The 25,009-nt window shown below is 69.0% G+C and carries 22 protein-coding genes and 1 pseudogene; 13 read left to right on the forward strand and 10 right to left on the reverse strand.

Annotated features, from left to right (window positions below; all coding sequences use genetic code 11):
- Nucleotides 1-11: 11 nt before the first annotated feature.
- Complete coding sequence (locus EIZ45_RS13085) at nt 12-950, reverse strand: alpha/beta hydrolase (protein WP_134663345.1); 939 nt, start codon at nt 948-950, stop codon at nt 12-14.
- Nucleotides 951-1,079: 129 nt separating this feature from the next.
- On the opposite strand from EIZ45_RS13085, the gene EIZ45_RS13090 reads away from it, so the two are divergent.
- Nucleotides 1,080-1,733 carry a TetR/AcrR family transcriptional regulator gene (locus tag EIZ45_RS13090; protein ID WP_037818369.1) on the forward strand — a complete coding sequence of 218 codons (654 nt, stop codon included), beginning with the start codon at nt 1,080-1,082 and terminating at the stop codon, nt 1,731-1,733.
- A gap of 211 nt (nt 1,734-1,944) precedes the next feature.
- On the opposite strand, the gene EIZ45_RS13095 is transcribed toward EIZ45_RS13090, so the two are convergent.
- Nucleotides 1,945-2,502 (reverse strand): hypothetical protein, encoded by a 558-nt coding sequence (locus EIZ45_RS13095; RefSeq protein WP_134663344.1) that lies wholly within the window; start codon nt 2,500-2,502, stop codon nt 1,945-1,947.
- Between the two features lie 316 nt (nt 2,503-2,818).
- Nucleotides 2,819-3,748 (reverse strand): LysR family transcriptional regulator, encoded by a 930-nt coding sequence (locus EIZ45_RS13100; RefSeq protein ID WP_134663343.1) that lies wholly within the window; start codon nt 3,746-3,748, stop codon nt 2,819-2,821.
- Nucleotides 3,749-3,821: 73 nt separating this feature from the next.
- Here EIZ45_RS13100 and EIZ45_RS13105 point away from each other — a divergent pair, with 73 nt between their 5' ends.
- Complete coding sequence (locus tag EIZ45_RS13105; RefSeq protein ID WP_240690649.1) at nt 3,822-4,661, forward strand: DMT family transporter; 840 nt, start codon at nt 3,822-3,824, stop codon at nt 4,659-4,661.
- Here EIZ45_RS13105 and EIZ45_RS13110 read toward each other — a convergent pair.
- Nucleotides 4,642-5,412 (reverse strand): TetR/AcrR family transcriptional regulator, encoded by a 771-nt coding sequence (locus tag EIZ45_RS13110; protein ID WP_037818373.1) that lies wholly within the window; start codon nt 5,410-5,412, stop codon nt 4,642-4,644. The two genes, EIZ45_RS13105 and EIZ45_RS13110, sit on opposite strands and share 20 nt — an antisense overlap.
- A 61-nt stretch (nt 5,413-5,473) precedes the next feature.
- On the opposite strand from EIZ45_RS13110, the gene EIZ45_RS13115 reads away from it, so the two are divergent.
- Both EIZ45_RS13115 and EIZ45_RS13120 read left to right on the forward strand, forming a co-directional pair.
- Nucleotides 5,474-6,253 (forward strand): ABC transporter ATP-binding protein, encoded by a 780-nt coding sequence (locus EIZ45_RS13115; protein WP_134663342.1) that lies wholly within the window; start codon nt 5,474-5,476, stop codon nt 6,251-6,253.
- Nucleotides 6,250-7,050, forward strand: coding sequence for an ABC transporter permease (locus EIZ45_RS13120; protein WP_134663341.1), 801 nt, complete (start codon nt 6,250-6,252; stop codon nt 7,048-7,050). The genes EIZ45_RS13115 and EIZ45_RS13120 overlap by 4 nt, the downstream gene beginning before the upstream one ends.
- Before the next feature lie 60 nt (nt 7,051-7,110).
- Here the strand turns inward: EIZ45_RS13120 and EIZ45_RS13125 are convergent, their stop codons facing one another.
- Nucleotides 7,111-8,502, reverse strand: a complete 1,392-nt coding sequence (locus EIZ45_RS13125) for a sugar porter family MFS transporter (protein ID WP_078870702.1) — start codon at nt 8,500-8,502, stop codon at nt 7,111-7,113.
- A gap of 430 nt (nt 8,503-8,932) precedes the next feature.
- On the opposite strand from EIZ45_RS13125, the gene EIZ45_RS13130 reads away from it, so the two are divergent.
- The 4 genes from EIZ45_RS13130 (at nt 8,933) to EIZ45_RS13145 (ending at nt 11,971) form a co-directional block, all read left to right on the forward strand.
- Nucleotides 8,933-9,226: a hypothetical protein gene (locus EIZ45_RS13130; protein ID WP_037818376.1), complete on the forward strand. Its 294-nt coding sequence runs from the start codon at nt 8,933-8,935 to the stop codon at nt 9,224-9,226.
- Complete coding sequence (locus EIZ45_RS13135; RefSeq protein ID WP_037818377.1) at nt 9,223-10,722, forward strand: alpha/beta hydrolase; 1,500 nt, start codon at nt 9,223-9,225, stop codon at nt 10,720-10,722. Before EIZ45_RS13130 ends, EIZ45_RS13135 begins: the two co-directional genes overlap by 4 nt.
- Before the next feature lie 71 nt (nt 10,723-10,793).
- Entirely contained in the window at nt 10,794-11,336 is a 543-nt protein-coding gene (locus tag EIZ45_RS13140; protein ID WP_037818378.1) for a hypothetical protein, read from the forward strand.
- A gap of 47 nt (nt 11,337-11,383) precedes the next feature.
- Nucleotides 11,384-11,971 carry a TetR/AcrR family transcriptional regulator gene (locus tag EIZ45_RS13145; protein WP_043839496.1) on the forward strand — a complete coding sequence of 196 codons (588 nt, stop codon included), beginning with the start codon at nt 11,384-11,386 and terminating at the stop codon, nt 11,969-11,971.
- 72 nt (nt 11,972-12,043) lie between these two features.
- Here the strand turns inward: EIZ45_RS13145 and EIZ45_RS13150 are convergent, their stop codons facing one another.
- Entirely contained in the window at nt 12,044-12,601 is a 558-nt protein-coding gene (locus EIZ45_RS13150) for a YceI family protein (protein WP_037818380.1), read from the reverse strand.
- A 97-nt stretch (nt 12,602-12,698) separates the two neighbouring features.
- Here EIZ45_RS13150 and EIZ45_RS13155 point away from each other — a divergent pair, with 97 nt between their 5' ends.
- Both EIZ45_RS13155 and EIZ45_RS13160 read left to right on the forward strand, forming a co-directional pair.
- On the forward strand, nt 12,699-13,187 hold the full coding sequence (locus tag EIZ45_RS13155; protein ID WP_134663340.1) for a MarR family winged helix-turn-helix transcriptional regulator: 489 nt from the start codon (nt 12,699-12,701) through the stop codon (nt 13,185-13,187).
- A 21-nt stretch (nt 13,188-13,208) separates the two neighbouring features.
- Nucleotides 13,209-14,198 (forward strand): glutathione S-transferase family protein, encoded by a 990-nt coding sequence (locus EIZ45_RS13160; RefSeq protein ID WP_134736053.1) that lies wholly within the window; start codon nt 13,209-13,211, stop codon nt 14,196-14,198.
- Nucleotides 14,199-14,208: 10 nt separating this feature from the next.
- On the opposite strand, the gene EIZ45_RS13165 is transcribed toward EIZ45_RS13160, so the two are convergent.
- On the reverse strand, nt 14,209-14,751 hold the full coding sequence (locus EIZ45_RS13165; RefSeq protein WP_134663338.1) for an ABATE domain-containing protein: 543 nt from the start codon (nt 14,749-14,751) through the stop codon (nt 14,209-14,211).
- 133 nt (nt 14,752-14,884) lie between these two features.
- On the opposite strand from EIZ45_RS13165, the pseudogene EIZ45_RS13170 reads away from it, so the two are divergent.
- Together EIZ45_RS13170 and EIZ45_RS13175 are read left to right on the forward strand one after the other, a co-directional pair.
- Nucleotides 14,885-15,976 (forward strand): annotated as a pseudogene (locus tag EIZ45_RS13170) (MFS transporter); the annotation flags it as partial.
- A 170-nt stretch (nt 15,977-16,146) separates the two neighbouring features.
- A complete protein-coding gene (locus EIZ45_RS13175; protein WP_134663337.1) occupies nt 16,147-17,268 on the forward strand; it encodes an epoxide hydrolase family protein in 1,122 nt (373 codons plus the stop codon).
- A gap of 7 nt (nt 17,269-17,275) precedes the next feature.
- Here EIZ45_RS13175 and EIZ45_RS13180 read toward each other — a convergent pair whose 3' ends face one another.
- Together EIZ45_RS13180 and EIZ45_RS13185 are read right to left on the reverse strand one after the other, a co-directional pair.
- Nucleotides 17,276-19,537 carry a hypothetical protein gene (locus tag EIZ45_RS13180; protein WP_134663336.1) on the reverse strand — a complete coding sequence of 754 codons (2,262 nt, stop codon included), beginning with the start codon at nt 19,535-19,537 and terminating at the stop codon, nt 17,276-17,278.
- A 51-nt stretch (nt 19,538-19,588) separates the two neighbouring features.
- Nucleotides 19,589-20,428 carry a helix-turn-helix transcriptional regulator gene (locus tag EIZ45_RS13185; RefSeq protein ID WP_134663335.1) on the reverse strand — a complete coding sequence of 280 codons (840 nt, stop codon included), beginning with the start codon at nt 20,426-20,428 and terminating at the stop codon, nt 19,589-19,591.
- Nucleotides 20,429-20,531: 103 nt separating this feature from the next.
- Between EIZ45_RS13185 and EIZ45_RS13190 the strand changes: the two genes are divergently transcribed.
- Nucleotides 20,532-21,947, forward strand: coding sequence for an MFS transporter (locus EIZ45_RS13190; protein ID WP_134663334.1), 1,416 nt, complete (start codon nt 20,532-20,534; stop codon nt 21,945-21,947).
- On the opposite strand, the gene EIZ45_RS13195 is transcribed toward EIZ45_RS13190, so the two are convergent.
- Nucleotides 21,897-24,959 (reverse strand): BTAD domain-containing putative transcriptional regulator, encoded by a 3,063-nt coding sequence (locus tag EIZ45_RS13195; protein WP_134663333.1) that lies wholly within the window; start codon nt 24,957-24,959, stop codon nt 21,897-21,899. The two genes, EIZ45_RS13190 and EIZ45_RS13195, sit on opposite strands and share 51 nt — an antisense overlap.
- Between the last annotated feature and the right edge of the window lie 50 nt (nt 24,960-25,009).

Below are 25,009 nucleotides of genomic sequence, written 5' to 3' on the forward strand. Positions count from 1 at the left end.
CTGTCCCTCCATCACTTCGCCAAAGCCGCGCCGAGGAACGCGAGGATTTCCGCCTGTGCGGCTTCGGCCTGCGGTTCCACCCCGGGCAAGGTGAGGAACGCGTGTTTCGCGCCCGGGTATTCGGAAAGCTGCACAGAGCTTCCGGCCTCGCGCAGCCGCTCGGCGTAACGGCGGCCGTGGTCGGCGACCGCGTCCTGGGTGGGCACCACCACGAGTGCTGGAGCCAGCCCGCTCAGATCGTTGGTGTGCAACGGGGAGACGGCAGCGGCGTCGGTGCCGGGCGGGATGGCGAGTCGCTGGAAGAGCTTCAACAGCGACAGGGCTGGGCTCGGGCGGTACGCGTACTCGGCGACGGAGGGGTAGTCGAACATCGTGCCGGTCACGTCGGCGACCGGGTTGACCAGCACCTGCGCCTTAAGTTCGAGACCGGCTTCCCTGGCGCGGACGGCAGCCAGTGCGCTGATAAGGGCACCGCAGCTCTCGCCGAAGACCGCCACGCGCGCGGGGTCGATGCCCCACTCCGCGGGGTGCTGGACCAGGTGCCAGAGCACGTTCCAGCCGTCGTCCGCGGCGTTCGCGAGCGGGGTGTCGGGTGCGAGCAGGCGGTGTTCTACCGAGACGACGACGGCGGGAAGCCGCGCGGCGAGACGGCTGTTGGTCCAGTCGCACTGCGCCGCCGTGCCCACGAAGCCGCCTCCGTGGACATGGACCACCAACGGCAGCGTGGCTTCCAGCCTCGGCCGGTAGACCCGGACCGGCAGGTCGCGGCCGGGCAGCGCGATCTCGCGCCACTCGATCTCGGCGTCGGGGCTCGGCTCTCCGATGATCGGGTATGCCGCGCTGGAAGCCCGGAAGCGGTTCTCCGCCTCGCGGTAGACGTGCAGTTCCTCGGGCGTGATCACCGAGTAGTCCGGCTCCGGCGGTCTCGTCGGGGCAGCGGGTTCTCCCATGGTTCCTTCTTTCCTCCCGGCGGAAAGCCGGGTGCGTCGTGGTGTCCCCAGTGACTTGTCCTCATTATGCACACACCGTGTGCATTGCCAAGTGCATAGGTTATGCTGGGCCGGACGAGAGGGGCCGAGATGACCGGTCGCAGGCGATGGTCGACCGACGAAATCCTGGACACCGCGGAAGACCTGCTGCGCACGAGCGACGCGGAGTCGTTCAGCGTGCGAAAACTCGCCGCCGCGCTCGGGACCGATCCCTCCAGCCTTTACCGGCACTTCCGCAACAAGACCGAACTGCTGCGCGCCGTCGCGGACCGGATCCTGCTGGCCGCGATGGACGGCTACCGTCCGGAAGGCACTTGGAAGCAGCGCATCACCGCACTGGCGCTGTGCCTGCGCGAGGCTTTCGGGGAGCAGCCTCAACTCGCCACCGTGTGGGGCCGCTACGCGTCCGGCGGCACCGGATCCCGGTTGGTCATGGAGGAATTGCTGCAGGCCCTGCGCGCGGCCGAGGTTCCTGACGAGCAGATCCCGGTGCTGTACCACCGCCTCGTGGTCCTCATCGCCGCCCTGATCGCCGCCGAGGCTGGCGTCAGCAGCATCACCGCTGAGGAGTACGAACAGGGTCTGGAGCAGTTCCGCGTCGCAGTGCTCGGCGCTGATCCCGAACGCTTCCCCGCGTTGGCGTTCTTCGCCCGCGAAGTCCGTCCCCTCGGGGCGGATCGCCGCGCGGCGTTTGAAGAAATCGTCGACGGTCACTTGGCCCAGATTGAGGCTCAGATTCCTTGATGCGCCTGGCCAACCGGGTGCCGAGGCAACATCGAAGGATGCCTACTGCAGGGCTGAGCCACGAGATGGCGATGGATTGATCGAACGCGAGCTTTCCCCGCTGACCCGCCAATTCCGGCGAGGGCGCCGCTTGCTGGGTTGAGCGTGGTTCCGCGGTGCGGGAGCTTGGCTCCATCGCTGAGCCTGGAGTCGGCGACCGGTTAGGGGATCGTCACCGCGGTTGCGCAGCGGTGTACAGCGCCTGGGCCATCTTGCGGAGCAGTGCGCCGCAGGACTCGGGACTTCCGCCCGGGGTGGCCGCTGTGTAATGGATCTGAAAAACGGCGTTGCGGTCGAGGAAGATCAGTCCGCACTCGGCCTGGCTTTTCTTGGGGAGCCAATGCGCCTTCTCGCCGAAGGGCAGGCCGACAGGGCTGTCGTCGTTGCTCACGGCGGAGGCACCGGTGAAATTGGTGCTGGCGCGTTCGCTGCCGGACTGTGCGGCAGTTGTCGCGAACCAGCTTGCTTGCAGTTCCACGAGTGGTCGTTGTTGATCCTTGGGGGTGAAGCTGCAGAGAAGGGTGCCGTCCTTGCTGATTTCGGGATACCAAGTGCGGGCCACTTCGGAAGCGTCCCGCGGAATTTCCTGGCTCCGGGCCGTGAAGTCGGTGCAGGCGGCGAAATCGGTGTCGCGGTACTTGTCCGGCGTAGCGTCTGAGGTTTTGTGGTCGGCGCCCCAGAGGAATGAGCCGAGGCCTGCCGCCCAGAAAACTGCTAGTGCGGTCGCCACGACGGCTACGCATATCCCGGACCACAACGCGACCCGGTGGCTCGTCTTCATTTTTTGCCGCGCCGGAGGCTGTGGCGTCGGTGCGGTCGGCGGGCGGTTCGGTCGCACAATCACGCTCCAGCCGAGTGGACGGCTTGCGGCCACCGAGATGCGGGAAGCGCCTTGTCGTTCATCCAGCTGTTCAGGTCTCGAATGCGGCCGAGTGTTTCCATGAAACGGTTCGCGATTTCTGCCAGTAGGTTGAGGCCGTCGAGACGGCAGACTTCAACCACGTTGTACGCCTCCCCTGCGTAGCTTCGGAGCGAAGCGTAGCAGTTCAGAGCCGGGATACTGGTACTGGGAGAGCCTCCCCGGCTGAGGCAATGGCGCGCAGTGAAACAAGGCCTGCGCTGACCAGAGGATGTCCACTGCTGCCACGTCGTACCGCGGTCAGCAATTGGCGGGTAGGAATAGACGTGCCCAGCAATGGAATCCGCTTAACCGCGTGCTCCGGCAATGGCACGATCCTCGGCATCAGGCACACGCCGAGCCCTTCCGCGACGAGGGCGGAAACTGCGTACCACTCCTTGACTTCATGCACGATCCGAGGCGTGAAACCGGCGGCGGCGCAGGCTGCGGTCACCAAGGGATAAGTGTCGTTGTTGTGTTTCTTGACGATCCACGGCTGATCAGCCGCCTCCGCGAGTTGGATTCCCTTGCGGCGCGCCAGGGGGTGGGTGGCGGCGACGAGCAGGTCTTGGCGGTCGGTCGTCAACGGGGTCTGTTCGAAGCGGGAATCGGTGACCGGCGGTGCTTCCGGCCCGGGCAGGACTAAGGCGATGTCGGCTTCGTCGGCGAGGAGGAGGCGGTAGCAGTCGGCGCTTTCCTCTTCGGTGGTTTGCGTTTCTACCAACGGATGCGTCCGGCGCAGGCTGGCGACGGCGGGGGCGGCGAGCGTCGCCAGCGCGGAGGAGACGCCGCACAGGCGCAGTGTGCCGCGGAGTTCAGTGGCCTCCGCGGCGAGTTCCGCGCGGGCTGCTTCCCATTGCAGGCGTAGGGCGTCGGCGTGTCGGAGCACGATGTGTGCGGCGGGCGTCAGCTGCACTCGACGGCCTTGCGGCACCAGGAGTTCCACTTCCAGATCCCGGGCCAGCAAACGTAATTGCTGCGAGACGGCAGACGGGGTCAGGTGCAGTGCGGCGGCGGTCGCGGTCACGGTTTCGTACTCGGCGAGGGTTCGCAGGACGTGCAACCGGTGGTCAATCATGTAGTCCAGGCTAAACGGTTTCGTGCGGAAAGATTCGTTGGACGTGCACGCTTCCAGAGTCAAGCCTGGAGGGATGAGGAATGCGCCTGCGCTGATGGTGGGGAGCGTGCTGAGTGTCCAGTTCGGGCAGGCGTTCGGGAAGCAGCTGTCCGAGGACGTCGGTGCGTCCGGTGTGGTGGCGTTGCGGCTTGGGCTGGCTGCGGCGGTTCTGCTGATCCTGTACCGGCCCGCGGTGCCGCGCAGTTGGGCGGAAAGGAGGGTGATCCTCGGCTTCGGTACGGCCATCGCGGGGATGAATTTGATCTATCCGGCGCTGACCATCTTGCCGTTGGGGTTGGCGAGCGCGCTGCAGTTGTTGGGGCCGATTTCCTTGGCATTGTGCACTTCGCGACGTCTCCGCGACGTGGCTTGTGCGGTCGTGGCCGGAGTCGGGGTGTGGTTGTTCTACGCTCCGCGCGACGTCAGTTTTCCGCTCGCCGGCGTGGTTCTCGCGTTGGCTTCTGGCGCGTGCATGGCTGCTTACTTCCTGCTCAGCAAACGCGCGGGCGCAAGCAGCGTGGGAGGGGGTCCGCTTGCGCTGGCGTTGGCGTGGGCTGCCGTGCTTTCGGTGCCGTTGGGGGTGATCGACCAAGGCGCCCGGCTGGTGACGCCTCGGGTGTTGCTGGTCGGCGTCGTGGTGGCCGCGTTATCGGCGGTGGTGCCGTATTCGTTGGAGCTGGCTGCTTTGCGACGGCTGCCTGCCCGTACGGTCGGGGTGCTGGCCAGCCTTGAGCCGGCGAGTGCGGGGCTGGCCGGGGTGCTGGTTCTCGACGAACACTTGCGCGCGGTGCAGTGGGTGGCGCTCGCCTGTGTGGGGCTCGCGAGCGCAGGGGCGGTGCTGGGGCGGAAGGACGCTACTCAGCGGGTCGGTTGACCAGCGCGGCAATGCCTTCGATCAGGCGGTCCAAGCCGAACGCGTACTCGTGGTCGAGGCTGTACGGGGCCTGGTGCGTTTGCCCGGCGGCGGCGCCGACCCGGTCCGCGACCGGGAAGCGGCGCGGTTCGTAGACCTCCGCCAGTGCGGGGGCGGTCGCGGCCCACCATTGCTGATCGGTCATCCCGGTTTGCCGCACCACGCGCGCGGCTTCGACCTTGCGGCGCGCCAAGCCTTCCACATGGGTGGTCACCAGGGTGATCGTCGAATCCATTTCGAGGTCCGACAGGCCAATGCCGTCGACGACCGCAAGTTCCAGGTCGTACTTCGCGATCGCGTTGGGGCCGAGCGTCGGACGGCCGGTGAAGACTTGCAGCAGCCACGGATGCCTCAGGTGCATCGCCCAGTTGACGGCGGCGACGCGGCGGAGGCCGTCGCGCCAGTCGTCGGCGTCTATTTCGGACAGTTCGGCTACTGCCTCGCCGTACACCGCGTCGACCATCGCTTCGACCAACTCCGCGCGCGACGAAACGTAGGTGTAGAGCGACATCGTCCCGACGCCCAGCGATTCGGCGACCCGGCGCATCGACAGTGTCGCCAGGTCCTGTTCGGTGTCCGCGACCTCGACCGCGGCGTCGACGATCCGGGCCGGGGTGAGTCCGTGCTTCGGGCCGCGCTTCGGCAGCTGGCGGGTGCCCCACAGCAGCGCGATCGTCGCGGCGGGGTCGCCGGGGTTGCCGTCAGTCGTCACGTGACCAGCATAGGAACTTAACTCCGTAGGCAATACGGAGTGTTGTGCTAGCCTTCTTCGTATGGCATACGGAGTAGATGGCCTCCTGGCCCGCGGGGTGCAGAAGCGGTATGGCGAACGGGCCGCGCTGGACGGGTTTGACCTGCGGGTTGAGCCGGGAACGGTGTGCGGGCTGCTCGGTCCCAACGGTGCGGGCAAGACGACGGCGGTCCGCATTCTGACCACGTTGCTGCGGCCGGACGCGGGGGAGGTGCGGGTGGCCGGTTTCGACGCGGTCGCCGAGCCGGACGAGGTGCGGCGGCGGATCGGGCTGGTCGGGCAGAACGCCTCGGTGGACGAGATTCTGACCGGCAGGCAGAACCTCGAGCTGTTCGGCAGGCTCGGCGGATTGCCCTCGCGGACGGCGCGGGCACGAGCGACGGAGCTGCTGGACCGGTTCGGTCTCGCCGAAGCCGCGGGCCGGTCCGTCTCCGTCTACTCCGGCGGCATGCGGCGCAAGCTGGACCTGGCCGCCGGGCTCCTGCTGAACCCGGCGGTGCTGTTCCTCGACGAGCCGACGACCGGGCTCGACCCGGCTGCTCGCCTCGACGTCTGGGCGGACGTCCGCGCGCTGGCCGGCACCGGCACCACGGTGCTGCTGACCACGCAGTACCTGGAGGAGGCCGATCAGCTCGCCGACCGGATCGCGGTTCTCGACGCCGGGCGGGTCGTCGCCGCGGGCACGCCGGACGAGCTGAAGGCGAAGGTCGGGCCGGACCGGGTCGAGACGGTCGTCCGGAAGCCGACGCTCGACGAGGTTTTCCTGCTCCTGACCGGCAACGCGACTGAGGAGGCGCGATGACCATCCCTGCCACCGCACCCGGACACGTGTCCTGGCCGACGCACACCGCCGTCCTGACCCGGCGGATCCTGGTGCACTGGAAGCAACGTCCGGTCTCGATCGCGGTCACGCTGCTGTTCCCGGTCCTGATCGTGGTGATGTTCGGCCAGCTGTTCGGCGGCGCGATGGACATCCGGGACGGCGCGTACATCGACTTCCTCATCCCCGGCATGCTCGCGATGACCATGCTGTTCGGGCTGGAATCCACTGTCCTCGCGGTGACTTCCGACGCCGCGAAGGGCGTCACCGAGCGGATCCGCGCGATGCCGGTCGGCGGGCTCGCCGTGCTGACCGGACGGTGTCTCGCCGACTTGATCAGCGCGGTCGCCGGGCTGGTCGTGATGATGGGAGCGGGGCTGGCGCTGGGCTGGCGGCCGCACCAGGTGTCCGTGCTGGGCGCGGTCGGGCTGCTGTTGTGGCTGCGGTTCGCCTTCGTCTGGATCGGGATCTATCTCGGACTGCTGCTGAAGACCCCGGAGTCGGCGGTTTCGGTGCAGGTGCTGGTGTGGCCGGTCGGATTCCTGTCCGGCGTTTTCGTTTCCCCCGACACCATGCCTGCCTGGCTGAGCGCGGTTGCGACCTGGAACCCGCTCACCGCAACGGCTTCCGCGGTGCGCGAGCTGGCGGGCAATCCGGCGTGGGCGGCGAATGGCTGGGCGGCGGAGCATTCCGTGCTGCTCGCGATGGCGTGGCCCGCGGTGCTGACGGCGATCTTCCTGCCGCTCGCCACCCGGCAGTACCGGATGCTCGGGCGGTGAAAAACAGCCGGGCGGCAAGGGGAATCCCCTGCCGCCCGGCTGCACCCCGAGAGGAAAAAATCAGGCGCGTGCCTTCGCGTGCGTCCGTCCGCGCAGGTCGAGTTCGATTTCCTCCAGCGACCGCCCCTTGGTTTCCGGGACGAGCCACTTCGTGAGGAAGAACAGGACCACGTTGATGCCCGCGAACAGGAACATCGAGCCGCCGAGGCCGAGTGCGCCCGGGTCGGAGATGATCGGGAACACGGCGCTGATGATGCCGGTCGCGGCCCACAGCACGACGCTGCTCACGCCCATGCCCGCGGCGCGCACCTTCAGCGGGAACACCTCGGCCATCATGACCCACACGACCGCGCCCCAGCCGAGTTCGTAGCCGACCAGGTAGAGCACCATCGCGACGAGCATCAGGATGCCCTTGGTCGCGGTGTCGTGGACTTCCAGCACGATGAATCCGGCCCCGACCAGGGTGATCACCATCAGCACATTGCCGATCAGCAGCAGCGGCTTGCGGCCCCACCGGTCGACCACGAACACGACCCACGCGGTGAACAGGAACTTGGTCACGCCGAGCAGCACGCCGGACAGCAGGGCCGCCTGGGTCGCGAAACCGAGGCCGATCAGCATCGTCGGGAAGTACGCGTTCACCGCGTTCACGCCGCTGAACTGCTGGCCGATCGCGAGCAGCAGGGCCACCACGAGCATCGGCCGCACGGTCGGCGTCAGCAGGTCGCGGAGCCGGGTCTTCGCCGATTCCGAGTCGAGCCGGATCACCTCGCGGATCGTGCCGATCTCCTCGTCGACGTTCACGCCGCCGCCGTGCGAGCTGAGCAGGACCGCGCGGGCCTGTTCCTCGTGGCCGTTCGCGACGAGCCAGCGCGGCGTTTCGGGCAGGAACACCAGGCCGGCCAGCAGGATCACCGCGGGCACGATCGCGCCGGCGAACATCAGCCGCCAGTTGCCCGAGCTGCCGAGCCCGTAGCTGACCAGGAACGCGATCAGGATGCCGAGCACGATGAAGATCTGGTTCAGCGCGCCCATCGCCCCGCGCAGCCGGGCCGGGGCGAGTTCCGACAGGTACGTCGGGACCGTCGAGGACGAAAGACCGATGCCGACGCCGATCACCAGCCGGGAAATGATCAGCAACGCGAACGTCGGCGAAAACGTGGCCGCGAGCGTGCCGATGATGACGACGACCGCGGCCACCATGATCGTGCGGCGGCGGCCGAGCCTTTCGTTGAGCCGGGAGGAGAAACTCGCGCCGACGATCGCACCGATCGAAATGCTCGCGGTGATGACGCCTTTGTCCCAGCCGGACAGGCCCCAGAGTTTCCCGATGAAGGGCAACACCCCGGAAATGACGCCGAGGTCGTAACCGAACAGGATGCCGCCGAGGGCACCGAAGAAGTACAGCGTCGTTCTGCCGATGGGCCGCCGCGCCGCGGCTGTCTGTGTCATTGCCGAGCCGTCTCTTTCCGGGATGGCCGGCCGGTCCTGGTCCGCTGCCCGCGAGGTCAGCGCCGTCCTGGCCGGACGAATGGGGGTCGAGGGGACAAGGACTGCCGGACTGGTCCAGCACTGCGGAACGGCCGGATCCGCCGTCGCACAGCGCCTTTCCACGCTGTTCGCCTGCCCGGCTCGCTCCCGTTCGAACTTCGCCGTACACAGTCACACGCTGGTCACCGGCGGGCAAGACGCGGGCTGATAACTATTCAGTCACGTGACTAGCGTTCACATATGTGGACACGGTAGGCGGGCGTTTTCGCAGGTCAACGCGGTGGCAGGGAGATCTTGTCAAGAGTTTCCGCGAACGTCGAACTGTGGGGAACCGGCTGCCGGGGACGTCCGTCGTACCGGGCGTCCGGTCGCCGCGGTGGGGGAGATGCGCATGGGAACGGGTTTCGAGGTCGCTCCGAGGGAGGTCGTGACCGCGGCCGGACGGGCGCACCAGGCGGCGGCGACCGTGCGGACGGTCGACCTCGCGGGCGCGCTCGCCGGGGTCGGGCTGTCCGGCGGCACGAGCGCGGCGGCGGCGGATCGGCTGTCCGACACCTGGGGCCGCGTCGTTCCGAAGTGGACCGCCGACACCGAGGCTTATGCGGAGAACCTCGACCAGGCCGCGGCCGGCTACCGCGACAGCGACCAGAACGCGGCCGGCGAGATCGCGGCGGCGGGCCGATGATCACCTGGGGAGACGTCCGGCGCTGGAACCCGGCTGACCTCGCCGCGGCGGTCGACGCGCTCGGCGCCCGGGCCGCGCGGCTCACCGCGGCGAACGACGACGCCGACGCCATGACGAAGTTCGGTGCCTGGCAAGGCGACGCGGCAGACGCGGCGACCGCCAAAGGCACTGCGCTCACGGCGGAATTGCGGCAGTTGACCACCGACGTGTCGGCGGTCCGGCGCGGGGTGCACGACGCGCAGCTGGCGGTCGAGCGGATCAGCTCGGCGGTGCGCGACGTCGACGATTTCGCCTCGCGCAACGGAATGCGGATCGACGACGGCGGCGGGGTCAGCGGAGAACCCGAGCGGCAAGCCGAGGTCGCCGACCGGGTCGGCCAGATTCTCCGCGACGCCACCGCGGTCGACGCGGACCTCACCGTCGTGCTCGATCGCGCGGCGAAGGGCGAAAGCGGCGGGACGGGCGTCGTCGCGCTGGCGATGGCGACCAGCAGCCAGCCGAAACCGAACGGCACCCCGGCGGAGAACCGGGCGTGGTGGGACAGTCTGTCCGACTCCGCGCAGTCCTCGATCTTGCGCGACAACCCGGATCTGATCCGCAACCTCGACGGCATCCCAGTGGTCGATCGCGACGCGGCGAATCGCGTTGTGCTGCAACAGGAAATCGACAAGCGCAAGGGCGACGACGCGCAACTCCGCGGCCTCACCGCGATCCGCGACCGGCTCGCGGCCACCGGCGACGGCAAACCGCCCGCCTTCCTGATCTCGCTCGACGTCAGCGGCGACGGCACCGCGGTGGTCGCGGCCGGAAACCCGGACACCGCGGCGAATGTCGCGACCTACGTGCCCGGCACCGGCAGCGAACTGGCCAAGATCGGCGGCGACCTCGGCCGGTCGGACAAGATGTGGCAGTCGGCGACGATGGCGGGCTCGCCGTCGACCTCGGTGATCACCTGGGTCGGCTACGACGCGCCGGATGAACTCGTGAACGCCGCCAGCGAGAAATACGCCGACGGCGGCAAAGCGGCGTTGTCGAAATTCGAGGACGGACTGCGGGCATCGCACGAAGGCGCGCCGTCGCACAACACTGTGCTGGGCCACAGCTATGGCACGACGGTAATCGGCCACGCGGCTCGCGACGGCGGCCTCAATGCCGACGACCTGATCTTCGCCGGCAGCCCCGGTGTCGGCGTCGAGCACGCGAACCAACTGCACCTCGACGGCGTCCCGCAGGATCAAGTCGCCCAGCACGTGCACTCGACGGTCGCGGAACACGACCTCATCAAGATCACCAACATCGGCGTCGGCGGCCATGACCCGCTCGGCCCGAGCCCGACCGGCGACGGATTCGGCGGCCAGGTCTTCGAGTCCGCGCCGGGCGACAAGGGCCCGTGGTACGAGGGCGGTCTGTCCGGGGCCGCGCACAGCCAATACTGGGAGGACAACAACCCGTCGCTGCGCAGCTTCGGCCGGATCATCGCCGGGTTGCCGGCGTGACGGCGCGCCGCACCGCGCTGGCCTGCCTCGCCGCCCTTCCTCTCGTAGCCTGCTCCCCAGGAGGTGAAGCCATGACCACCACGATCACCGAAACCGAAGCCCGCGACCGGGTCGAGGGCTATGTGCGCGCCGTGTTCGCGGTGCTGCCCGCGCCGGCCGCGCGGGAACTGTTCTCCCGCAACCGGTCCGAATGCACCGACCCGACCGACAACGGTCCGGCGGGGCGGTACGAAATCTCCGCCACCTACGAGGTGACCGGCCTCGAACCGGACACCTTCACGGCGCAGTTCGACGCCGTCGTGGATTGGTGGCAGGGGCACGGCTTCACGGTGCTGACCGACCGGCGGCCGACCGACCAGTACGTCTTCGCGCGCAACGAGCGGGACGGCTTCGACATGTCGTTGCAGGCAAACGAACTCGGGAAGCTTTACCTCGGCGCGACGTCGCCGTGCGTCTGGCCGAAGGGCACTCCCGAGGCCGCGCCCGAGGCGGTCGTAGAAGAAGAGGAAGTCGCGGAAGCTCCGGAGCCCGAGCGTCCCCGACCGCGCCGCGCGCCGGTGGACGACGAGGACTTCGGCCAGACGTCCTGGTCGGACGGAGGCGCCGCGTTCTGATCACTCGCGGGTAGAGTGGACTCTCAGGTCCAATCAGGAGGCAGGCGATGACGCTCACGCGCAAGGGCGAGGCCACGCGACAGCGGATCGTGGAGGGCGCGGCCGAGGTGATCCGCGAGCGCGGCGTGCTCGCGACGACGCTCGACGACGTCCGCGCGCAGACCAGGACCAGCAAAAGCCAGCTGTTCCACTACTTCCCGGACGGCAAGGAAGAACTGCTGCTGGCCGTCGCGCGCTGGGAGGCGGACCGGGTGCTGGAGGTGCAGCAGCCGTCGCTCGGCGCCCTGCGCACCTGGGACGACTTCCGGACCTGGCAGCAGGTGGTGCTCGGGCACTACACCGAGCAGGGCAGGCATTGCCCGCTGAACGTGGTGATGTCGCAGATCGGCCGCAACACGCCGGGCGCGCAGGCGGTGGTGACGCAGCTGATGGAGCGCTGGCTGTGCGAGCTGACCGCGGGGATCGAGAACCTGCGGGCGGCGGGGGAGACCCGGCCAGGGCTGGATCCGAAGCGGGCCGCGTCGGCGCTGCTGGCCGGGGTGCAAGGCGGGGTGCTGATGCTGCTGACCACGGGGGAGCCGCAACACCTCGAAGCCGCGCTCGAAGTCGGTATCGCCGGGTTGCGCGCCGCTTAGCCGAAGTACGTGAAGGGCTCCTTGCGGGAATCGGATTCCGGCAAGGAGCCCTTCACGGACAGCTGGGGCGGTTCAGGCGTTCTTGATCGCGGAGATCTCGAACTCGAGGGTGATCTTGTCCGAGACCAGCACGCCGCCGGTCTCGAGCGCGGCGTTGAAGGTGACGCCGTAGTCGCTGCGGTTGATCGAGGTCGAGCCCTCGAAGCCGACGCGGTCGTTGCCGAACGGGTCCTTCGCCGAGCCGCCGAACTCGAACGGGATGGTGACCTGCTTGGTGACGTCCTTGACGGTCAGGTCGCCGGTCACGTCGAAGGTGTCCTCGCCGGTCTGCGCGATCCCGGTGGAGGTGAAGGTGATGGTCGGGAACTGGTCGCAGGACAGGAAGTCGTTGTTGCGCAGGTGACCGTCGCGGTCGGCGTTGCGGGTGTCGACGCTCTTCGTCTGGATGGTGACGTTCGCGCTCGAGTTGGCCGGGTTCTCGCCGTCCAGGGTGAACGAGCCCTCGAACTCGTTGAAGGAGCCGCGGACCTTGGTGACCATGGCGTGGCGGGCGACGAAGCCGATCCGGCTGTGCGAGCCGTCGATCGTGTAGGTGCCGGTCAGGTGGGAGTAGGTGGTCGCGCTGGTCATGAGTTCCGTTCCTTCGGGTCCTTGGTTGAGTGTTCAACTAGCACTGTAGCCCACAATAACTGATTGCGCGAGCAAGTGTCGGATATACTCCTCGTCTGTGGTGAACAGAACCCCGCTGACCAGCGAAGAAGAGGCAGTGTGGCGTCCGTTGATGCGGGTCGTCACAGTGCTGCCGAGGGCTCTCGAGGACCAGTTCGCGCACGACACCGGCGTCTCGCTGACGGATTACACCGTGCTCGTGTCGCTCTCGGAAGCGCCCGAAGGCAGGCTGCGGCTCACCGATCTGGCGGAGTCCGCGGCGCTGTCGCTGAGCCGGATCAGCCGGGTCGTCGAGGCCATGGTGCGCCGCGGCCTGGTCCAGAAGGTGAAATGCCCGCAGGACCGCCGGGCCGCGCACGCGACGCTCACCGAACTGGGGCGGGCGAAGCTCGCCGCCGCGTACCCCGGGCATCTCGAGCGCGTGCGCTCGTACCTGTTCGACCACCTCTCGCCCGAGGAGGTCCGCGCCGCGGGCCCGATCCTCGCCCGGCTGGCCGCCGCGCTGGAGCCGCCGGACTGTCCCGCCTGCCCGGACGATCAGACCTGACTCCGCGACGAAAGGGTTCCGATGCCCGACCAGGGTGAGTTCAAGCGCGACACGAACTACATCTCCGACCGCATCACCGCCGACGGCCGCGACGGCTGGCCGGTGGAGCCGGGCCGCTACCGCCTGGTGATCGCGCGCGCGTGCCCGTGGGCGAACCGCGCGTCGATCGTGCGCAGGCTGCTCGGCCTCGAAGAGGTGCTGTCGATGGGCCTGTGCGGTCCGACGCACGACGAGCGCAGCTGGACTTTCGACCTCGACCCCGGCGGCCGCGACCCGGTGCTCGGCATCGAACGGCTGCAGGAGGCTTTTTTCGCGCGGTATCCGGACTATCCGCGCGGGATCACCGTTCCGTCCATTGTGGATGTCCCAAGTGGACGGGTGGTGACGAACGACTTCAAGCAGATCACCGTCGATCTGTCGCTGGAATGGGGCGCCTACCATCGCGACGGCGCGCCCGAGCTGTATCCGGAACGGCTGCGCGACGAGATCGAGGACGTCGCGGAGAAGGTCTTCCGGGATGTGAACAACGGCGTGTACAAAGCGGGTTTCGCCACTTCGCAGGAGGCGTACGAAGAGGCGTACCGCGCGTTGTTCTCCCGGCTGGACTGGCTGTCCGAGCGGCTGTCCGGCCAGCGATACCTGGTGGGCGACACGATCACCGAGGCGGACGTGCGGCTGTTCACGACGCTGGTCCGCTTCGACGCGGTGTACCACGGGCATTTCAAGTGCAACCGGCAGAAGCTCGCGGAGATGCCGGTGCTGTGGGCGTACGCGCGGGATCTGTTCCAGACGCCCGGTTTCGGGGACACGATCGATTTCGGGCAGATCAAGGAGCATTACTACGTGGTGCACCGGAACGTGAACCCGACCGGGATCGTGCCGCTGGGGCCGGACCTGTCGGGATGGCTGACGCCGCACGGGCGGGAGGAGCTGGGCGGGCGTCCGTTCGGCGACGGGACGCCGCCCGGGCCGCCGCCGGCGGGGGAGCGGGTGCCTGAACTGGGGTCGTGAGATCCGCGAGTCAGTCCGCGTTTTGCCGACTCCGGTAGGCCGCGACGCTGGCCCGGTGCGCGCAATTCCGGGTGCAGTACCGCTTCGAGCCGTTGCGCGACAGGTCGACGAAAGTAGCTCGGCAGTTCAGTCCTGCGCAGACGCCGAGGCGCGACGGACCGTGGGTGGCGATCACGGAGGCCAGTGCGCTGAGCGTGGTCGCCGCCAGATGTGCTGAGCAGCGGTCGGTGTCGGAAGTCACCTCGGTCCACCAGCGGTCGTCCTCGTGCCGCAGTTCCGGGGTGGCTCGGCTGTCCCGTAGCCCGGCATTGATCAGGGCCGCGGCTTCGACCGCGTCGGTGCTCGCTCGTTCCAGCACGGCGCGCACGGTCTCGCGCAACTCGCGGACTTCTGCCAGGTCGGCGCGGGTGAGACGGCGTGAAGGCGCGGCCGCGGGATGGCCGGCGAGGAAGTCCCGCAGCTGCTCCACGGTCTCGAGCGCGTCCTCTCCCTTGATCGGCCGCAAAGTGTTGGCGAGGTCGACGGCCGTCTGCACGTGATACGCATCCAGCATTTGACGTGTCTCCTCGTGTCTTCGTACTGTGACACCCATGGGTGCGTTCGCGTGTCACAGGATACCTGCGGCGGAAGCTGCGAGCGCGGACGGGCGGCGGCTGGGGCTGACGCTGGGGATGCTGGTGCTGCCGATGTATGTGGCGCTGGGCGCGCCGGCGGTGGCGCTGCCTGCCATCGGCCGCGCGCTCGCGGTGCCGTTCGGGGCCACGGCCTGGATTCTCGCCGCGTGGTCGCTGACCTCCGCGCTCGCGATGCCGGTCGCGGGCCGGTTGATGGCCCGGTGGAGTCCGCTGCGGGTGCTCGTCGCCGGAGTCGTGGTGCTCGCCGCGGGCTCGGTGCTCGCCGGGGCGGGTTCGACGCTGCCGGTCGTGATCGCCGGTCGGCTGATCGGCGGCGCGGGGGCGGGTGCGACCGTGATCGCCGTCTTCGCCGCGGCCACCGCTCTTCCTGGGCGGGAACGGATTCGCGCGCTGGGAATCATCGCGGCCGCCAGCGCGACGGCGTCGGCGTGCGGAACGCTGCTGGGCGGGGCGGTCACTGCATGGCTGGGGTGGCGTGCCGTGCTCGCGCTCCCGGCCCTCGCGCTGCCCTTGCTGCTGGCTGTGGTGGCGCGCAGGCGCACGTTCACGCGGACCGACGGTGGTGAGCGGGACGGGCGGCTCGACATTGTCGGCGCGGCTGTGCTGTCGGTGCTCGCTGGCTCCTTGATCGCGTTGCTGCAAGCGCGTTCGGTCGGCCTGCCCGCTCCGGTCACCGTCGCCGTGGCTGTCGCCGGTGTGCTCGCCGCGGCGGGACTGTGGCGGCGCGTGCGGCGCTTGCCCGACGGGTTCGTGCCTCGGCGGGTGATCGCAGCACACGGCTTCCTGCCAGCCGGTCTGATCGGCGGGACGGTCTTCGCCGGTTACTACGGGGTGCTGTTCGTCGCCCCGTCCCTGATCGAACAGGCCACCGGCGGCGGTGCCCTTGAAGCTGGCGCGATCTTGGTCCCGGCCGCCGCCTGCTCAGTGCTGGCCGGGAGACTAGTGGGCACCCTGCACGACCGGTTCACCAGTTGGCAGATGGCGGCCGGACTCGCGGGACTCACTGTCGTCGGGGTCCTCGTGGTCGCGGTCTTCGACGGGCCGGTCGCGGTGGTCATCGGCGCGGCGCTCACCGTGTGCGGGTTCGCCGGTTCCCAGGCCGTACTTGTCGGCCTCGCGCCGGAACTGGTCGCCGCGGATGATCGCGATACCGCACAGGGCCTGTTCAACTTCATGACCGCTTTGGGCGGCGGAATCGGCCCGGCCGCGGTCGCGGGTCTGTCCGGCCTCGTGCCGATGCCGGTGGCCCTCGCGGTACTCGGCCCTCCCGCTGGCCGGAGTCGTTCTCAGCCAGTCCCGGAAAGGAGCCCGCCGTGGCCGCCGAGCCATTCAAAGTCAGTGTCAGTGAAGCCGAGATCGCGGATCTGCGTGAACGATTGCGCCGAACGCGATGGCCCGAGGCCGAGCCGGTGGACGACTGGTCGCAGGGGTTGCCACTGGCTTATGCGCAGGAACTGTGCCGCAGCTGGGCCGAGGACTACGACTTCGGGTTCGCCGAGCGGCTGAACGCTTTCCCGCAGTACCGCGAGACGATCGACGGGCTGGGCATCCACTTCCTGCATGTCCGCTCGCCGGAGCCGGACGCGTTCCCGCTCGTGCTCACGCACGGATGGCCGGGTTCGGTGCTGGAGTTCCTGGACGTCCTCGGCCCGCTGACCGATCCGCGCGCGCACGGCGGGGATCCGGCGGACGCGTTCCACGTGGTCGCGCCGTCGTTGCCCGGGTACGGCTGGAGTGACAAGCCGTCGAGGACCGGTTGGGGCGTCACCCGAATCGCGCGCGCCTGGGACACGTTGATGATCTCGCTGGGCTACGAACGGTACGGCGCGCAGGGCGGCGACTGGGGTTCGGCAGTGTCCGGCGCGCTGGGCGAGGTGGCTCCCGAGCGGGTCGCCGGCGTCCACCTGAACCTGGGGTCCGTGGCGGCGGGCACATTCGCTGACCCGACACCCGCGGAGCTGGCGAATCTTGAGGCAGAGAAGGAATTTCAGCGCACCGGCCGCGGTTACTCGGCGCTCCAGGCGACCCGGCCGCAGACCCTCGGCTACGGCCTCACCGACTCCCCGGCGGGTCAAGCCGCCTGGATCGCCGAGAAGTTCTGGGCCTGGACGGACAACGACGGCCACCCCGAGGACGCGTTGCCGCGGCAGAAGATCCTCGACGAGATCTCGGTTTACTGGTTCACCGCGTCGGCCACGTCGTCGGCGCGGCTGTACTGGGAGAGCTTCGCCAACTTCCGGGACAAGGTCACCGCGCCGTCCGGGCTGTCGGTCTATCCGCGCGACATAACGCGTCCGTCGCGGCGCGAGGCCGAACTGCGGTTCACCGACCTGCGCTGGTTCGAGGAACTGCCGCGTGGCGGTCACTTCGCCGCGCTGGAGCAGCCGGAATCGTTGGTTGAGCAGGTGCGGGGGTTCTTCCGTCTCTTCCGCTGACCGTCCGTTATTCGCGACCGGGCAACGGAAGGTCGTGTGCTTTGCGGAAGTCGTTCAGCGCGGCCCATGCGAGGTGCGGGTCCAGCGCGAGACGTCGTCGGGCGACGGCCAGTTCGTGCAGGCTCGGCGTGAGGCGGGACTGGGTGAGCGCGTCGGTGAACACGTCCAGGACGGTGGCGCAGAAGAGGACGAACGCGCTGCTGTGCAACCGCAATCGGTTGACCGCGTCGGCGAGGTCAGGGGTCGCGCCTTCGTGCAGTTCGGCGGCGAGTTCGGCGAGTTCCACGGCTTCGCGGGTGTCGGGGATGCGGAGGAGTTTCGGCCACAGTTCGGTCAGCTCCGGCGTTTGCGTGAGGCCGCGAGCTTGTCCGGTGAAACCGCTCGCTTTGGCGGTCAGGTCGGCGCGGACCAGGATGCCGGTGACCGTCGACAGCGACGGTTCGTAGTGCTCGATCGTCACGTCCACCATGTCGATCGTGGTGCGGCGCAGGTCGCGGGGAAGGCCGCCGGAGAGGCAGTGGCCGAGGTAGCAGAACTGCTCCGGGACGCCGGGCAGCCGTTGCGCGATCCACAGCCTGCTTTCGTCCAGCGTGAACGATTCCAGGCGCACCACCTCGGAAAACGCGCTGTCGAACGCGTCGCGCACGGCCAGTCCGCGTTGCTCGAAGCTGAGCACCGCGTCGTCGGACACCGCCACGAAGTACAGGCAGCCGGGCACGCCGAAGATGCCCTTGATGTCGTTCACCAGCTGCTGGGCCTTGTCCTGCTCGCCGATCTTGTCGAGTTCGTCGATGGCGACCACGACCCGGTCGGTGATTCCCTCCTCGCGCAAGGACTCGGCGGTCAGCTGGGCGAACGCGCGGAACTCGTCGACGACCTCCGGATGCGTCAGCTGCTGTTCGGCCCGTTGCGTGGTGCGGGTGCGGCCCAGTTCGCCGCCGGCCGGGACGGCGAGCTTGCCGGACCAGCCGGTGGTGTAGGTCAGGAGGTACTGGATCCGGAGCAGCTGCCGCCGTGCTTCGGCTTCGAGGGCGCGCGGCCCGGCGGACGATTTCCGGCGCAGGAAGAGGATTACCGCGCCGATTGCGGTCGCGAGAAGTTTCCACACCCAGCGGAGCGCGAGGACCGCGACCACGGCCAGGGCGATCCGGTTGTTCACTGGCTGGTTAGTCCACAGTGGACCGAGCAGATTCGGGAACCGCACTGTGCTGACGGTCTGCCACAGGTCGGCGGGGAACCGGGTGAATTTCCCGTTCCACAGCAGGCCGCCGATCGCCCAGCCGAGCGCGGCCGAGAGGACGAGGTCGGCCGATCCGCGCCAGAACCGGCGGGCCCACCAGCGCCAGCGGAGTTCCGGACCCAGCGTCTGACGGATCCGGGCGAGGACAGCCTGGCACAGCAGTTTGTGCAGGTGCAGCACGAAATCGCGGGCGTCGTAGGTGGCCGGGGCGGAGGCGACCACGACCAGTGGCGCGGGGTTTTCGCTGCCGTGCAGCAGTCCTCGCTGCATGGAACGGATCGCGGTGGTTTTGCCGGACCCGCGTTGCCCGCCGAGCGCGACCGCGCCGGAACCCGCGCGTTCGAGGACGCGCCGGATCCGTTTCGCCGCGGCGGTCGGCACGATCCGGCTGCTGTCCTCCTCGCCGAGGTCGTGTTGCTGGTCGAAAACCAGCGTCGTGCCGAAATGCAGCCGCCGGTGCGCGGAAATGACGTCGCGGACCTCGGGCAGCACGATCTCGCGCGCGGCGAACGAACGTCGCGGCCCGAGACCGAATTGCTCCTCGTGGAACTGCATGGCGTCCGGATTCATCCACTCGCGCAACGCGGTGACTTTGCGGACCGCGAGCGCGCCGGTGGCGAACAGGACGCACGGCATCATGATTCCGGCGAAAACCCGGAAGAACAGGGGAAGCTGGCTCCACGCGGCGCTCATCAAACTGAGGTAGCCGAGCCCGAGCAGCACCGCGACGACCAGCCAGACCACCTCGCGCGGCGACACCGCCCGGTTCCGCGGCCGGAACCCTTGGTCGCCTTCGGCCATGACCTGGTCCTGCAGCGTCCGAATCTTGGCGAGCAGAGTCTCGTTCGCGAACAGTTCCTCGCGCACGACTTCGGTCCGCAGCGATTCGCGGGCGAGCAGCCGGGTGACTTCGGGCGAGCCGAGCGTCTCGTCGATCAGGGAGGCCAGCGCGGCTTGCGCGGTCCAGGAATCGAAATCCTCGAAGTCTTCCTCTTCGAGGGAATGGGGGTCGCTCCGCTCGCCGGTCACTGGCGGATGATGCCATATGCCGTGCTGCGGGCAGGGCGTTTTCGGTGACGGTTAGCGCGAAGCGAGTAGTCGCAGTGCGTCCCGGGATGCGGCGTCGCGCGGGGTGTAGGCCTCCAGCCGATGGTCAGGGCTGTCGGGCTGGAGCCAGACCTGATAGTCGACGTCCACGTGACCCAGTGTCGGATGGCGCAGGTTCATCGGCCCGCTCGTGCAGTCCGCGACGTCGCCGGTCGCCCACAGTTCGGCGAATTCCGGGCTCCCCATGGCGAGTTCGCCGATCAGTTCCGCGAGCCGGGCGTCGGTCGGGTGCCGGCCGGAGGTCAGGCGGAGGTAGCCGATGTGGATGCGGGCGAGGTCGGACCAGTTGCGGTAGAGGTCGCGGTGCAGCGGGTCGAGGAAGAACATCCGCGGGATCGACGGGCGGGTTTCGGGGGAGTCCGGGGCGGCGTAGTCGACGTGTTCGGCCAGCAGCAGGTGGCCGGTCCGGTTCCAGCCGAGTACGTCGCCGCGGCGGCCGAGGATGATCGCGGGGACGCTGTCGCTCAGTGCGTGCAGCAGGGTCGCGACCCGCGGGTCCAGCGTTTCCGGCGCGGGGCGCACCAGGCGGGAGACGCCGGGGCGTTGCGCGAGGTTGTGCAGGTGGCTCGATTCGGCTTCGTCGAGGCCGAGCACCCGTGCCAGCGCGTCGAGGACTTGCGGCGACGCGGTGCCGGACTGGTCCTGCTCCAAACGCGTGTAGTAGCCGACGCTGACGCCCGCGAGTTGGGCGAGTTCCTCCCGACGCAGTCCGGGCACCCGGCGGAGCGTGCCGTACGTCCGCAGCCCGGCGGCTTCCGGCGGCACCCGGTCGCGGCGGGTTTTGAGGAAGACGCCGAGGGTTTCGGTCTGCATGACCTCGATGGTAGGCAGCCGCGCGCGGCGCTGCCTGCACCTGCGAGGGGTACTCATCGCAGGTGCTGGCCGAGGCGGTCCGCCCGTTCCCAGGATCGAGGGCATGACGGAAACTCGCCGCGCTTGGCTGGGACTGCTCGTGGTGCTCGGACCGGTCCTGCTGGTCTCGATGGACGGTTCGATCCTGTTCCTGACCATGCCGACCATCACGCGCGCCCTCGCCCCCACCCCGGACCAAGCCCTGTGGATCCTCGACAGCTACGGCTTCGCGGTCGGCTCGCTGCTCATCGCGTTCGGCAGCCTCGGCGACCGGTACGGGCGGCTCAAACTGCTGCTGATCGGCACCGCGGTGTTCGGGGCGGGCTCGGCGGGCGCCGCGTTCGCGAGCGGGCCGGGATGGCTCATCGGCTGTCGCGTGCTGATGGGGCTCGGTGGGGCGACGCTGCTGCCATCGGGGCTCGCGGTGCTCAGCGAACTGTTTCCCGAACCGCGGCGGCGGGCCCGCGCGATCGGGATTTTCGCGGCGACGTTCGCCGCTGGCTTCGCGATCGGGCCGATCCTCGGCGGGTTGTTGCTGAGCCGGTTCGGGTGGGGGTCGGTGTTTCTGGTCAACCTGCCGGTGGTCGTCGTTTTCCTCGCTGCCGCAACGGTTGTGCTCCGGGAGGTCAAGACGACCCGGCCGGGCAAGGTCGATCTGCTCAGCATCGTCTTGTCCGCGGGCGGTCTGCTGCTGACGGTCTACGCGGTCAAGAACGTCGCTGCCTACGGTCTGTCTTGGCCGGCGATCGCCGGGGTGGTCGGAGCGGCGCTGCTCACGTGGTTTGTGCGGCGGCAGCGGAAGCTGGAGTATCCGCTCCTCGACGTGACCTTGTTCCGCGAGAAGGTCTTCGCCATCGCGGTGATCACCGGCGTGCTGTCCCTGTTCGCCTGGTCGGCCGCGGCATTTCTGACCGGGATGTATCTCCAGTCGGTGCTGGGGTTGTCGGTGCTCGCCGCCGCGTTGCTCGCGCTTCCGGGTGCTGCCGCGCTTACCGCGGTCTGCGTCCTCACTCCGGCGTTCTCCCTGAAAATCGGGAACCGGGCGGCACTGGTGACATGCCATTTCGCGATGGCGCTCGGATTGGCGTTGCTGCTGGCGACCACTGCCACCGGCGGGATCGGCTGGTTCGTCGCCTCCTCAGTGGTGGCCGGGGTCGGCTATGGGATTTCGTTCTCCCTCGTCGCGGACACAGCGGTCGGTGCGGTCCCGGCTGACCGCGCGGGCTCGGCGGGAGCGATCGCGGAGACCTCCAACGAGATCGGCAACGCGCTGGGGATCGCGGTGCTCGGTTCGGTCGCGGCGTTCGTCGTCCGGTCGGAGGGCACCGCGGAGGCTCCCGTGACTGGGCTGCATGTCGCGATGGGCATCGCGGCCGTGCTCTGCGTGGGGCTGGGAGCGCTTGCGCTGCGGTGGCTTCCGAAGGATTCGTCAGCTGAGGACGTCGTAAGCGAGGGCGACCGGATCGTCGACCCTGCCTGACGGCTGGGCCTGGACGGCGGCTGCGGCGGCGGTCGCGTCGGGAAGGGCCAGGTGGGGGCCGCCGCGGAGGTGGTCCGCGGCGGCCAGCAGGTCAGCGGCGGCGACCGGGCGGTCCAGGCGGACGGCGTGGTCGGCGATGCCCACGAGGACGATCGACAGATACAGCACCTCACCGGATTCCGCGGCCAAGGCCAGTGCCTCGCGGCGGCGGTCCCGGGCTGTGGGCAGGTCGCCGGCTTGCGCGTCCAGGTAGGCGTGCGAATGCTGGATCATCGCGCGGAACAACGGATGCGGCGAGATTTCGCTCAGCAACGCTTCGGCCCGGTTCAGTTCCCTGCGGGCTTCCGCCGGATCTCCGCGCCAGCGCGCCAGATCCGCTTTCGTCTGGGCCAGAAACGCGAGCGAATCAGGGAACGGCACGGTCCGCGCGTCGCGTTCGGCGGCGGCTACCGCGGTCGCCGCGGCTGCCGCGTCGCCGAGTTGCCAGAACAGGTGCGCTTGCCGTCCTCGCGCGAAGAGAACGTCTTCGGCCGAACCGATTTCCGAGACGACCTGGATGGATTCCTCATAGCACGAAACAGCTTCCTCCAGTTCGCCTCGACGGCCGACGACCTCGGCGAGGCTGTTCAGCGCCAGCGACATGCCCCAGCGTTCCCCGCTCTGCCGGAACAGCCGGACGGCCTCGCGGGTGTCGGCTTCCTGCGCGGCCGAGTCGTGCCGGCGGTTCAGCTGCACTCGCGCGCGGTGCAGCCGGGCATGGGCGCGCAGCCAGGGGTCCTCGTCGGACAGCAGTTCGTCCAATGTGGACTCCGCGACAGTGGGGTCTCCGCTTTGCGTGAACACCGGAACAATGGAGCGCAGCAAGGAATTCTTGCTGTCGCGGCTGAGTTCGAGCGCTTTGCGGCCCAACGCGTCGGCGGTGGTTTCGGTGGACATCCCAATGGTCAGCAACAACGCAGCCATCGCGTATCCCATCGCGCGCAGCTCGCGATCCGTCTCGCCGGGCAGTGCCAGTGCCGCCTCGATCACTTCCTGTGCCTCGGTTTTGTGCCCGGTCAGCATCCAGAACCACGCGCACGACGTCGCAAGCCGCAGTGCCGTCGTAGCTTCGCCCGCGGCAATGGCGCCACGCGTGGCGGAGATCAGATTGCCGTGCTCGGCGGCAAACCGTGCCAGCCATTCGATCTGCTCGGCCCGGCGCAGGTATTTGTCGCCGGCCTCGGCGAAGGAGGCGAACCACTCGGCGTGCGCTTGGCGCAGTTCCTCGCGTTCGTCGGCCACGGTGAGCTGTTCCAGCCCGTACGCCTTGATCGTCTCGAGCATCCGGTAGCGCGGCTCGGCGTCTGTGGAGACAGTCAGTAGCGATTTGTCGACTAGTGCGCTGAGCAGCTCTGAGGTACCGCCGCAGACCGCTTCCGCGGCTTCCGCGGTCGCGCCGCCGGAGAACACCGCCAGCCGCCGCAGCAGTTGCCGCTCGTCCGGTTCCAGCAGATCCCAGCTCCAGTCGACGACCGCGCGGAGCGTGCGGTGCCGCGGCAGTGCGGTCCGGCTGCCCGCGGTGAGCAGGCGGAACCGGTCGTCGAGCCGGGCGGCCAGCTGTGCCACGGTCATCGACCGCAACCGGGCCGCGGCGAGCTCGACCGCGAGCGGCATTCCGTCGAGCGCGCGGCAGATCCGCACCACTTCGTCCACAGTGGACTCGTCAACGACGAACCCTGGCCGCGCCGCAGCGGCACGATCGGCCAGCAGCCGCACCGAAGCACACGACATCGCTTCGACGGACGTCGCGCCTTCAGCGGGCAGCGTCAGCGGTTCGACCGGCCAGAGCGCCTCGCCGGTCAGCGCCAACGGTTCCCGGCTGGTCGCGAGGATGCGCAATCGCGGGCACTCGCCGAGCAGGTGGTCGGCCAGTTCCGCGGCGGCTTCGATGACGTGCTCGCAATTGTCGAGCACCAGCACCGCGTCCCGGTCGCGCAACGCTCTCGTCGCCCGCTCGCGCGGAGTGCCGCGGGCGAGCGATCCCTTGTACATCTGCTCGCGAAGGCCCAGCGCGTCGAGCACGGCCTGCGGAACGTCCGCGCCGTCCCCGATCGGGGCGAGTTCGGCGAACCACACGCCGCCGCGTCCGGTCAGCAGCTGCCGTCCGGTTTCCATGGCCAGCCGCGTCTTTCCGGCCCCGCCGGGCCCGGTCAGCGTGGTGAGCCGGTACTCGCCGACCAGCTTGGCCACGCGCGCGACCTCGGTGTTCCGGCCGACGAAACTGGTCAACCCGGCCCGCAGGTTCGTGCGTGCGACGTCCTCGTCAGCGACTGTCTCCCGGAGGATTTTGGTGTGCGCGGCGGCCAGTTCAGCGGCCGGATCGGCACCGAGTTCGTCCGCGAGCGCCATCCGGATCCGGGCGAACACCTGTAGCGCTTCGGCTGGTCGTCCGGCAGCTTGGAGCGAGAGCATCAACGCCGCGGCCAGCCGTTCGCGCAATGGATGTTCGGCGAGCAGCCTCGACAGTTCTTCGGTCAGATCCGCACCGTGGCCCAGCCGGAGCGCGGCTTCGGCATACTCCTCGGTGGCGGACAGCCGCAGTTCGTTCAGCCGCGCGATGTGGCCTTGGAAGAACTGCGCGTCCGAGACGTCGCCGAGCACCGGGCCGCGCCACAGGTTGAGCGCCTCGCGCAGCAGCACGACGCGCTTCTCGTCAGACGCTGTCCGGGCGGCGGTGACCAGTTCCTCGAACCGGGCCGCGTCGACGGTCGCCTCGGGCAGCCGGTAGCCGGACGGGGTGGAATCGAGCCGCGTGCCGACCCGGCGCAGCCGCGAGACGAGCGCCTGCAACGCGTTGGCCGTCGCCGGCGGACGCGTCCCCCAGACGGCGTCGACCAGCTGCCCGGCCGAGACGACCCGGCCGGGCTCCAGCGCGAGGGCGCTCAGCAGCGTCCGCAATCGGGCACCGGTGATCTCGACCGCGGCACCGTCGTCGTTCCGGACCTCCAGCGGGCCCAGCAAGCCGATCCGCACCTGGTCGATGATGCCGCGCCGGCCCCCGTCCCGTCCTCCGGGATCTCCCC

Origin of the sequence: Amycolatopsis sp. CFH S0740 (assembly GCF_004522315.1) — a bacterium.
In the GTDB taxonomy this organism is placed as follows: Bacteria; Actinomycetota; Actinomycetes; order Mycobacteriales; family Pseudonocardiaceae; genus Amycolatopsis; species Amycolatopsis nivea.